Origin of the sequence: Actinoallomurus sp. NPDC052274 (assembly GCF_040679475.1) — a bacterium.
Taxonomy (GTDB): domain Bacteria; phylum Actinomycetota; class Actinomycetes; order Streptosporangiales; family Streptosporangiaceae; genus Actinoallomurus; species Actinoallomurus liliacearum.
The window spans coordinates 80,566-91,111 of sequence record NZ_JBFAUT010000013.1; the positions used below are offsets into that span (position 1 = coordinate 80,566).

General features: G+C 70.4%; 12 protein-coding genes. 3 read left to right on the plus strand and 9 right to left on the minus strand.

Going from position 1 to position 10,546, the window contains the following annotated elements:
* Position 1 precedes the first annotated feature (1 nt).
* Positions 2–376, plus strand: coding sequence for a helix-turn-helix domain-containing protein (locus tag AB0K82_RS14235; protein ID WP_364396549.1), 375 nt, complete (start codon positions 2–4; stop codon positions 374–376).
* Between the two features lie 13 nt (positions 377–389).
* On the opposite strand, the gene AB0K82_RS14240 is transcribed toward AB0K82_RS14235, so the two are convergent.
* From AB0K82_RS14240 to AB0K82_RS14270, 7 genes are all read right to left on the minus strand, one after another.
* Positions 390–1,655 carry a glycosyltransferase family 4 protein gene (locus tag AB0K82_RS14240; RefSeq protein ID WP_364396552.1) on the minus strand — a complete coding sequence of 422 codons (1,266 nt, stop codon included), beginning with the start codon at positions 1,653–1,655 and terminating at the stop codon, positions 390–392.
* Positions 1,656–1,813: 158 nt separating this feature from the next.
* Positions 1,814–3,016 carry a cytochrome P450 gene (locus AB0K82_RS14245; protein WP_364396555.1) on the minus strand — a complete coding sequence of 401 codons (1,203 nt, stop codon included), beginning with the start codon at positions 3,014–3,016 and terminating at the stop codon, positions 1,814–1,816.
* 13 nt (positions 3,017–3,029) lie between these two features.
* Complete coding sequence (locus tag AB0K82_RS14250; RefSeq protein ID WP_364396558.1) at positions 3,030–3,899, minus strand: SDR family NAD(P)-dependent oxidoreductase; 870 nt, start codon at positions 3,897–3,899, stop codon at positions 3,030–3,032.
* Between the two features lie 104 nt (positions 3,900–4,003).
* Entirely contained in the window at positions 4,004–5,224 is a 1,221-nt protein-coding gene (locus tag AB0K82_RS14255) for a cytochrome P450 (protein ID WP_364396561.1), read from the minus strand.
* 297 nt (positions 5,225–5,521) lie between these two features.
* Positions 5,522–6,718: a steroid 3-ketoacyl-CoA thiolase gene (locus tag AB0K82_RS14260; protein WP_364396564.1), complete on the minus strand. Its 1,197-nt coding sequence runs from the start codon at positions 6,716–6,718 to the stop codon at positions 5,522–5,524.
* A gap of 197 nt (positions 6,719–6,915) precedes the next feature.
* Positions 6,916–7,155: a DUF397 domain-containing protein gene (locus AB0K82_RS14265; protein ID WP_345356888.1), complete on the minus strand. Its 240-nt coding sequence runs from the start codon at positions 7,153–7,155 to the stop codon at positions 6,916–6,918.
* Positions 7,156–8,022, minus strand: a complete 867-nt coding sequence (locus tag AB0K82_RS14270) for a helix-turn-helix transcriptional regulator (protein WP_345356891.1) — start codon at positions 8,020–8,022, stop codon at positions 7,156–7,158. It lies immediately after the preceding gene.
* Positions 8,023–8,185: 163 nt separating this feature from the next.
* On the opposite strand from AB0K82_RS14270, the gene AB0K82_RS14275 reads away from it, so the two are divergent.
* Complete coding sequence (locus tag AB0K82_RS14275; protein ID WP_364396567.1) at positions 8,186–8,719, plus strand: ATP-binding protein; 534 nt, start codon at positions 8,186–8,188, stop codon at positions 8,717–8,719.
* 62 nt (positions 8,720–8,781) lie between these two features.
* On the opposite strand, the gene AB0K82_RS14280 is transcribed toward AB0K82_RS14275, so the two are convergent.
* Together AB0K82_RS14280 and AB0K82_RS14285 are read right to left on the minus strand one after the other, a co-directional pair.
* On the minus strand, positions 8,782–9,051 hold the full coding sequence (locus AB0K82_RS14280; protein ID WP_364396569.1) for a DUF202 domain-containing protein: 270 nt from the start codon (positions 9,049–9,051) through the stop codon (positions 8,782–8,784).
* Positions 9,048–9,395 (minus strand): DUF202 domain-containing protein, encoded by a 348-nt coding sequence (locus AB0K82_RS14285; RefSeq protein ID WP_345356900.1) that lies wholly within the window; start codon positions 9,393–9,395, stop codon positions 9,048–9,050. Before AB0K82_RS14285 ends, AB0K82_RS14280 begins: the two co-directional genes overlap by 4 nt.
* 634 nt (positions 9,396–10,029) lie before the next feature.
* On the opposite strand from AB0K82_RS14285, the gene AB0K82_RS14290 reads away from it, so the two are divergent.
* Entirely contained in the window at positions 10,030–10,539 is a 510-nt protein-coding gene (locus AB0K82_RS14290; protein WP_364396570.1) for a hypothetical protein, read from the plus strand.
* Positions 10,540–10,546 lie beyond the last annotated feature (7 nt).

A 10,546-nucleotide genomic window follows, 5' to 3' on the forward strand; every position in this document is an offset into this window, starting at 1 on the left:
CATGCGCTTCCGGCTTGCGCCCACGCCCGCCCAAGAACGGGCATTGCTGGACCACTGTGCGCACGCCCGATATGTATGGAATCTCGCGGTCGAGCGGCATCAGTACTGGCGGCCGGGGCGAGCGAGCGCGCCAGGCTGTATGAAACGGTCCCGCCAGTTGACCGAAGCCCGGAAGGCGTTCGCCTGGCCGGCGGCGGGTTCCCAGACGGTGCAGCAGCAAGCGCTGCGTGACTTCGCCGGCCAAGAACATCAGAGGCATCGCCGTCGGACGGACGGTGACAGCGCGGGGAGCCCAGCCATTTGGCAGGGCTGCGAACCGCGAACCTCAACCTGTTCTCTCCTCCGGGTGAAGCGGGTTGGAATCCCCCGCCTTTAGACGGGGGAGGACGTCAAGCTCCTTCCGGGCGGTGCCCGCGGCGGCGGGCGATGGCGGCCTCGTAGTGGCCTACGGTGGCCCGCGCGACGGCGGACCAGGTGAACCGCTCCTGCACGCGCGCGTAGCCCGCCGCGCCGACCCGCTCGCGCTCCTCGGCGGAGTCGTGCAGCCGGCCGAGCGCGCCCGCCAGCTCCTCGACGTCGCCGGGCTCGACGAGGACGGCCGCGTCGCCCACCACCTCCGGCAGCGCGCCCGTACGGCTGGCGACGAGCGGGGTGCCCGAGGCCATGTGCTCGACCGCGGGCAGGGAGAACCCCTCGTACAGCGAGGGCACGACCGCGATCTCGGCGCTGGCCAGCAGCTCGCCGAGCTCATTGTCGGAGATCCCGGACACGAACCGGACGCGGTCGCCGAGGGACAGTTCGCCGACGAGCTTGTCGGTCGGGCCGCCGGGCGTCGGCTTGCTGACGACGATCACGTGGACGTCGCGTTCGGTGGCGAGCTTGGCGACCGCGCGCAGCAGCGTGGAGACGCCCTTGAGGGGGGAGTCGGCGCTGGCGACGGCGACGATGCGACCGGGGACGCGTTCGCCGCGCGGGTGGAAGTAGCGGGTGTCGACGCCGAGGGGCAGGATGTGCACCTGCTCGGGCGGCGCCTGGAAGTCGCGGATGATGTCGTGCTTGGACGACTCGGAGACCGTGAGGATCGGGCCGATGCGCTGGGCGACCCGCGCCTGCATGTTCACGAACCCGTACCAGCGGCGCTTGCCGAACCGTTCTTTGAGGGTCTTGGCCGCCTCGATCTCGATCCGGCGGTCCACGCTGATCGGGTGGTGGATGCTGGTGACGAGGGGCAGGCCGAGCCGGGGGATGGCCAGGTTGCCGTAACCGAGCACCTGGTTGTCGTGCACGACGTCGATCGAGTGGCGGTACTTCCGCAGCTCGCGCAGCACCCGCAGGCTGAAGGTCAGCGGCTCGGGGAAGCCGCCGGTCCGCATGTGCGCGAACTCCAGGACGTCGATCCAGTCGCGGTACTCCGACAGGGCCGGCGTGCGGAAGGGGTTCTCGTCGGCGTACAGGTCCAGGCTCGGGACCTTGCGCAGCAGGATGTCGTCGCGGTCCAGCTCCGGATACGGCTGGCCCGAGAACACGACGACGCGGTGCCCGAGCTCGGCCAGCTCACGGGACAGGTGCCGCAGGTAGACGCCCTGACCGCCGCAGTGCGGCTTGCTCCGATAGGAGAGTAGGGCCACGCGCAATGGTTCGCCGACCTCACCCACGCGTTGCCCCTCCCGCAAGTGTCACTGCTGGTGAAGTTAGACCATAGCCTGACAACCGTTACGGCTGACCCCCTATTAGCCATTGAGTCTAAAAAGGTGGCGAAGGCCACTTTCGTCGCACCAGTCGCAGCAGTCGCATCAAGTGACACGTTGCCGGATCACCCGCTGAAGCGCACCGGCATCTGCTTGATGCCGTTGATGAAGTTGGACCGCTGCCGGCGCGCCTCGCCGGCCAGGGCGATGTCGGGCAGCCGTTCGGCGAGCGTCTCGAACAGCACCCGCAGCTCGAGCCGGGCCAGGTGGGAGCCCAGGCAGAAGTGCGGTCCGCCGCCCCCGAAACCGATGTGCGGGTTGGGATCGCGCCCGATGTCGAAGTCGTACGGGTCGGCGAAGACGCCCTCGTCCCGGTTGGCCGAGGCGTAGAACACCACGACCTTGTCGCCCGCGCGGATCCGCCTGCCGCCCAGCTCGGTGTCGCGGGTCGCCGTGCGCTTGAACAGGTTGACCGGGCAGACCCAGCGCACGATCTCGTCGGCGGCCGTCCGCGCCAGGTCGCCGCCGTTCCGCCGGTCGGCCACGAGCCTGTGCCACTGGTCCGGATGCTCGAAGAAGGCGAGCATGCCGCCGGAGGCCGCGTTCCGGGTCGTCTCGTTCCCGGCCACGACCAGCAGCATCATGAACAGGTCGAACTCGTCGACCGTCAGCTCCTCGCCGTCGTGCGGCCGCAGTAACGTCGTGACGATGTCGTCCTTCGGTTCCCTCCGGCGTCGCTCGGCGAGTTCGTTGGCGTAGGCGTACAGCTCGGCCGCCGCGGCGCCCTCTTCCTCCTCCGTCGAGCGCAGGTCGGGGTCGTCCTCGCCGATCAGGCGGTTCGACCAGTCGAAGATCTTCTCGCGGTCCTCGACGGGCGCGCCGATCAGCTCGCAGATCACGTACAGCGGGAGGGGCGCGGAGACGTCGTGGACGAAGTCGGCCTCGCCCCGGCCCGCGACCTCGTCGATGAGGCCGCGGCAGATCTCCCGGATGTGCTCCTCCAGCCGGCCGATCGTCCGCGGTGTGAAGCCCTTATTGACGATGCTCCGCTTGCGGGTGTGCTCCGGCGGGTCCTGGTTGAGCATCATCATCCGCTGCATGACGAGCTGCTCCTCGGTCGGCTCGGGGAACAGCGAGAGCCGGCGATGGGAGGAGAAGATCTCGGGGTGGCGGGAGACGCGCACGACGTCGTCGTACCGGGTGACCGCCCAGAAGTCCGGTTCGCCGGGGTGCCGATGGACAGGGTCGTGGCGGCGCAGCCACTGGAGCTGGTCGTGCGGGATACCGGCGTTCGCGTACCGGTCGGGGTCGACCAGGTCGATGTCCATCCGCGAATCTCCCTCACAGGTCGGCGGTCTGGAATCCTCCGGCGGGAAGTCCGGTCAGCGCTTCGGCGAGCGCCTCGGGGGTCGAGCCGGTCACCCGCAGTGCCACCGTGGGCGGCGCCATGACCGTGACGGTGCCGCCGTAGGTGACGAACACCTGGCCGGTGACGTCCTCGGCCGCGGGTGAGGCGAGGTAGGCGACGAGCGGGGACACGTGCTCGGGGGCGAGCGGGTCGGGGCCGTCCTCGGGCGGCGGCCCGAAGACGCCCGCCGTCATCGCCGTACGGGCGCGCGGGCAGATCGCGTTGGCGCGCACGCCGTACCGGCCGCAGGACCGGGCGATGGAGACGGTCAGCGCGGCGATGCCCGCCTTGGCCGCGGCGTAGTTCGGCTGGCCGGGCGCGCCGAGCAGGAACGCCTCCGACGCCGTGTTGACGATCCGCGCGTAGACCGGGCCGCCCGCCTCCTTCGACCGGGCCCGCCAGTACGCCGTCGCGTGCCGCGCCATCACGAAGTGTCCCTTGAGATGGACGGACACGACGGAGTCCCACTCCGCCTCGGACATGTTGAAGATCATCCGGTCGCGGGTGATCCCCGCGTTGTTGACCAGGACGTCGAAGGCCCCGTACGCCTCCAGCGCCGTCTTGAGCAGCGCCTCGCCCGCCGCCCAGTCGGCGACGTCGCCCTCGGCGATCACCGCCTCGGCGCCCTGCCCCCGCACGAGTTCGGCGGTACGCCGGACGGCCTCGCCCGGCAGGTCGTTGAGGACCAGCCGGGCTCCCCGCCGGGCGACTTCGAGCGCGTGCGCCCGGCCGAGGCCGTTGCCGGCCCCGGTCACCGCGACGACCCTGCCCCCGAGCGAGACGTCCCTGTCCGTGGCGGCCATCCGGCTCCTTCCGCGACGGCATGCCGATCACCCGGGGTGGCCTGTCCGGGTATCGGCATGTCGCGTCCAATATAAGTGAAACTCGTTACAGAATGGAACCTGTTCTAACTACGCTTTTCGGACGGGGTGAACCGGACCGGCAGCTCCTTGATGCCGTTGATGAAGTTGGACCGCAGCCGCCGCGCCGGGCCGGCCTGCTCGATGTCCGGCATGCGTTCGAGGAGCACCTCGAACAGCACGGTCAGCTCCAGCCGCGCGAGGTGGGTGCCGAGGCAGAAGTGCGGCCCGCCGCCGCCGAAGCCGATGTGCGGGTTCGGGTCGCGGCCGATGTCGAAGCTGTACGGGTCGGCGAAGACGTCCTCGTCCCGGTTGGCCGAGGGGTAGAAGATGACCACCTTGTCGCCGGCTTTGATCGGCTGTCCGCGCAGCTCGGTGTCCTGCAGCGCCGTGCGGCGGAAGAGGTTCACCGGGCTGACCCAGCGCACGATCTCGTCCGCGGTGGTCCGGAGCAGCGCCCGGTTGTCGCGCAGCCGCCGCCACTGGTCCGGGTGCTCGAAGAAGGCCAGCATGCCGCCTGACGCGCCGTTCCGCGTCGTCTCGTTCCCCGCCATGATCAGCAGCAGGATGAACATCGCGAACTCGTCCGCGCTGAGCACCCGGCCGTCGGCGTCGGGCTGCAGCAGCTTGGTCGCGATGTCGTCGCCCGGGTGCTCCCGGCGGTAGGCCGCCAGTTGGTGGGCGTAGGCGAGGATCTCCGCCGAGACGTCGCGCGCGTGCTCGGCGGAGGTGCCGTAGTCGGGGTCGTCGAAGCCGATCAGGGCGTTCGACCAGTCGAAGAGCCGGCCGCGGTCCTCCACCGGCGCGCCGATCAGCTCGCAGATGACGTAGAGCGGGAAGGGCGCGGAGATGTCGCGGACGAAGCAGGCCTCCCCGCGCTCGACGACGTCGTCGATGAGCTGGTGGCCGACGTCGCGGATGTGCTCCTCGAGCTGTTTGATCATCCGGGGCGTGAAGCCCTTGTTCACGTAGCTCCGCTGCTTGGTGTGCTGCGGCGGGTCCATGAACAGCATCATCAGCCGGTACAGCGCGATGTCGTCGTCGGTGAACTCCTCGAACATCGACGTGCGCGCGTACGAGGAGAACAGCTCCGGGTGGCGGGAGACGTGCACCACGTCGTCGTACTTGGTCACCGCCCAGAAGCCGGGCGAGCGCTCGTCGGGATCCTCGTGCCAGTGGATCGGCGCCTCCCGCCGCAGCAGGCGGAAGCCCTCATCCGGGAAGCCCCCGCGCTCGTAGATCTCCGGCGTGATGATGTCGATCGGCATCGTCGCTCCTCGGGCGGCACCTTGTCTGAAACACGTTCTAAACCAAGCGCTCGCTCGGGTCAAGATAAGGGAGGTCGACAGGGGAGTGGCGCGCGTCTCATCGACCCTCTGCGACGTGACTGTCACTCACTGGAAAGGGGGTCGGGGGCGTCCGAGGGGCGGGGTGGTCGATCCCCGGCCCGACGGTGAGTTGACCAAGGCGGCCCGCAACGCGAGACCGGCCGTCCTCCGGGAAGTCCCCGTCGGCGGCAGGTGGCTGATGTCAGTGTCCCCACGTAGGGCGGGGACACTGAGTGGTCAGAGGCGTTCGAGGATCGTGGCGGTGGACAGGGCGCCGCCCGCGCACATCGTGACCAGGGCCGTGGCGGCGTCGCGGCGCTCCAGTTCGTGCAGGGCCGTGGTGATGAGCCGGGCGCCGGTGGCGCCCACCGGGTGGCCGAGCGCGATCGCCCCGCCGTTGACGTTGACCCGGTCCAGGTCCGGCTCGTGGACCGCGGCCCAGGACAGGACGACCGAGGCGAACGCCTCGTTCACCTCGAACAGGTCGATGTCCCGCATCGTCATGCCCGCCGAGGCGAGCACGGTCTCCGTCGACTGGATCGGGCCGTCCAGGTGGTAGTACGGCTCGGCGCCCACGAGCGCCTGCGCCCGGATCCGCGCACGGGGACGCAGCCCGTTCGCGCGGGCCCGCTCCTCGGACATCACGAGGACGGCGGCGGCGCCGTCGGAGATCTGCGAGGACGTGCCGGCCGTGTGCAGCCCCTCGGCGGCCGCCGGGCGCAGCCGCGCCAGCCCGTCGAGCGTCGTCTCGCGCAGCCCCTGGTCCCGGGTGACGGTGCGGACCTCTCCGGTCGGCGCGCCGTCGTCGTCGAGCGCCGGCGCCTCGATCGGCGCGATCTCGCGGTCGAAGCGGCCGTCCGCCTGCGCCTTGGCGGCGCGTTGCTGGGAACGCAGCCCGAAGGCGTCGAGGTCGGAGCGGGTCAGGCCGCGTCTTGCCGCGATGCGCTCGGCGGCGGTGAACTGGTCCGGCAGGTCGATCGACCAGTCGTCGGGGCGGGAACGGGCGTACGGGTGACGGCCGCCGGGCTCCGCGCAGGGGCCCGTGCTCGCGACGTTGGCGCCGAGCGGAGCGCGGCTCATGACCTCGACGCCGCAGCCGATCGCGGCCTCAACGACGCCGGCCTGGATCAGGGCGGCGGCCAGATGGACCGCCTGCTGGCTCGACCCGCACTGGGCGTCGATCGTCGTGACGCCGACCTGGTGGGGGAGTCCCGCGTACAACCAGGCGTAACGGCCGACGTGGCCGCCCTGTTCGCCCGCCTGCGTGACACAGCCGGCGAAGACCTGGCCGATTTCGGCCGCGTCGATTCCGGCGCGCTCGACCACGGCGCGCTGCGCATGGGCCAGCACCGCCTGGGGCTTGAGCCCGGCCAGCCATCCGCGGCGCTTGCCGATCGGCGTGCGTACGGCTTCAACGATGACCGGCGAGCCCATGTGGCCTCCTGCGGTGACGACGCTTCGCCGAACTATAACCCGTTCTAATATGACGGTTGCAAGCCTCTCGGCATCGACTAATGTCGAGAAGAACTTGTTCTGGTTCGGTTTGATTCGGGGAGCGTGCCCGCAGCGGTCGGCCCGCCGCGAACCCCCGGCCGAGCGCGCCCGGGCGGGGGCGGGGTGATGTCGTGGCCTTAGGCGATCAGGGTGTCGAAGTCGCCGGCCTTGGCGCCCTGGATGAGGGCTTTGATCTCCGCTTTCGTGTAGACCAGAGCAGGCCCGGACGGATGCCGGGAGTTCCTGACGGCGACACTGCCGTCGGGGAGCTGGGCCAGCTCGACGCAATTACCTTGTGAGTTGCTCCGGTGGCTCTTCTGCCATCGGACTTCGGCGAGATCGGTGGCGGGGATGCCGTTGTACGCCCGGTACTGCATTCATGTCTCCTGGAGAATCCTGCTGAGGATCTCGGCGGTGTTGTCCGGAGGCGCGCTGACCACGCAGAGGCGTTCCATCGCCTCCATGTAGGCGTCCACGTCGTCGCGTCGGTCCAGATACAGCGCACTGGTGAGTTGCTCGACGTAGACCACGTCCGGCAGGTCCGATTCGGGAAACCGCAGGATGGTGAACGCCCCGGCCTCGGCGGTATGACCACCGACCCGGAACGGCAGCACCTGGAGAATGACGTTCGGCAGCTTCGTCGCCTCGATGAGGCGCTCGATCTGGCCGCGCATCACTTCTCGTCCCCCGATCGGGCGTCGCAACGCCGCCTCGTCCACGACCGCCCACAGGCGAGGACCGTCCCCTCGTGTGAGCAGTTTCTGACGAGTTATCCGCAGGCTGACCCTCTGCTCGATCTCTTCGGGAGGTGCGGCCGAGTTGCCCAGGGAGATGACGGCGCGGGCGTAATCCTCGGTCTGCAGGAGACCGGGGATGAACTGGACCTCGTAGGTGCGGATCAGCGCGGCCGCCTCTTCCAGCCCCACGTAGGTCTCGAACCAGCCCGGCAGAACGTCGCCGTACCTGTGCCACCAGCCAGGAGTGTTGGCGTCCTGAGCCAGCTCGAGAAGGGTCTCCCGCTCTCGCTCGTCCATGACGCCGTAGAGAGTGAGCAGGTCGGCCACGTCGCGTTCCTTGAAGCCCACCCGGCCCAACTCCAGGCGGCTCATCTTGGAACCGGAGGCGCGGATCGCGTATCCGGCCTCCTCGCGCGTGATGCCCTGCCGCTCGCGCAACCGGCGCAGCTGAGCGCCGAGGAGCCGGCGAAGAACGGTCGGTCCCCCAGCGGGCTGCGCTGTGTCCACCCCTACCTCCATGAGCATCGGTCAGCGCACAGTGTGCCACTCCCTTCCGTCGCTGTCAGAGTTTGCACGATCGTCTGCACGTGCATCGGGCCTTGCATATGCAAGGCATGTCGAGCAGGATAGCGCGCGAGGCACGCCGATCACTGCTTCCCAGAGGATCGCGATGACAGCACACGGAGCGCGCTGGATGACCGGTGAGAGCGTCGACGAAGCGCACGAGTGGCTGTTGTCGGCGATCGTGCGTGGCGGACCGTGGTCCGGCCACGCGGTCCCGCCCGCCAGGATGGGCCTGGACGCCAGGACGCAGGACCTCGCGGCGGTGCCCGAATCCGTACGAGAGGCGCGCGAGTTCACCCGCGACGGGCTGAAGGTCTGGGGTCTGGCGGCCAGGTACGACGACGTCGGCCTCGTCGTCTCCGAACTCGTGACGAACGCCATCCGGCACGCGGTCGGAGGGACGGCGCGACCCGGCGACACCCCGATCAGACTCGGCCTGCTGCGCACCGCCGGCCTGCTGACCTGCGCGGTCGCCGACCCCAGCGACGAAGTCCCGATGCAGGGGGAGGTCGACTTCGTCTCCCAGAGCGGGCGCGGCCTCTACCTCGTCGCCGCGGTCAGCGACTCGTGGAACTGGACCCCGCTGTACGGCCACGGCAAGGTCGTCTGGGCGAGCTTCACCGTACGGGGCGGCTACTGATCCTCACCCGCTGCGGCGGGCGTACGGGAACGCCGCGCGCGGGTGATGGGTGTCGGCCGCGGTCAGAGCACGAGAGCGCCCGCGATCGCGATCCACGCGCAGGCGCCGGCGACGAGCACTCCTTCCATCCGTGTCATCGTCGGGGGTTCGCCGGGGCCGCGCAGCCACCGCCGCCTGCGATACGCGACGACCGTCACGACCAGCGGGCCGGGCAGCGCCACGACCCCGACCGGAAATGCGATCTTGACGGCGAGCAGGCCGACCGCCCAGCACGACAGCGCCGTCCGCAGCCAGGCGAGTTCCGTACGCTGAGCCTGCAGGCCGGAGCTCAACGGGTCACGATCCCGCTCAGGAGCGTCAGCGTGAAGAGGAGCCCCACGCCTACCGTGAGGACGGCGGGAAGGGGATCACGCGGTAGGCACACCCCCAGCCGCATCGCCTCCTGGGCCCGCCGCCACCGGCGATAGGCGATGGGCGCGATCGCCACGCTCAGCGCGATCGCGCCGAGGCCGATCTCCCGATGCCACCCCGGGAGGGCCACCCCCTGGATGCCGCCCGCGAGCGGTATCCCCAGCGCGGCCAGTCCGAAGGACGTCCGCACCCAGGCCAGCAGGGTCCGCTCGTTGGCGAGCGAGAACCGGTAGTCGGGCTCGTGCCCGGGTTCGTCGTCCGACATCTTCCTCCTCAGGACGGTCGAGGCGCACCTCGATGATGCCTCTCCCTATCCCCGGTATTCGCAGGTGGGCATGCGGGACCTCCTTCGTCGGTGGAGAGGCCGGAGGCGCCGTGCCCATTGATTCACTCGCTCCGCTCGCTCGTGCGCGCCGATCCGGGGCGCCCGCCGCCGCTCCGGATCGGCCGGATCGCCCGGCGGTGGTATGGGATCCGCTCGAGCCGGGAAGGTCTGCGGGTGGTGCTCGTTTCCCGAGGGGCCTGTGTGGGATCGGGCACCAAGTCGGGCGTACGCGGCAACACGCTCAAATTTGCCCACCGTATGACCCTGAGCAGGGAAAAGGTCCGTCCGGATCTCCCATTGTGGGCTTGTGTCGAGGCCCTTTGCGGAGCAACGTGGACCTTCGAGAGCGCAAACGGTGTTCCGGCACGATCGGGGGATGGTCGGCATGGCCGCGGAGAGAAGAGCCACAGCCACGAAGGAGAAGCCCGCGTCGCGGAGGGCGTCGGCGACGACCACGGCCACCGCACGGCGCGGTCGAACGGCGACCCCGGCGACGGCGGACACGACCAAGAGCGAAGAGCACGGGGCGGCGGTTCCCGTCCCCGTGCTAACGCCGCACGTCAAGGTCATGAGGGTGCCCCTCCCCACTCGGGGACTCGCCATGGTCGGCGACATGGGGCGGGTCGCCGCCGGGTACCTGCCGCCCAAGGACCGGCTGATGTTCTACGGCGGCCTGGCGGCCGCCGCCGCCTTCGGAGTCCTCGACTGGCCGGTGGCCGCGGCCGTCGGCGTCGGGACGATGGTGGCGCGCCGCGCCGTCGGCAGACGCGAGAAGGCCCGGCCGGTTCCGGCGGGCGCGCGGGCGACGTCGGCGGAGGCGACCCCGGCGCGGGCCACGAGCCGGTCCCGGACGACCGCGGGCACCAGCCGGGCCCGGACGACGGCCGGCACGAGCCGGACCGGGGCGACCACGGGTGCCGGCCGATCCAAGACGACGGGTGCCGGCCGGTCCAAGGCGACGGCGGGTACGAGCCGGTCCCGTACGACGGCGGCCGCGGGCGAGAGCGGAGCGGGGGCCGAGACCGCCGGTACCGCGACCACGCCTCGTTCCTCTGGCCGGTCCACGGCCACCAAGAGCGTCTGACGGCCGG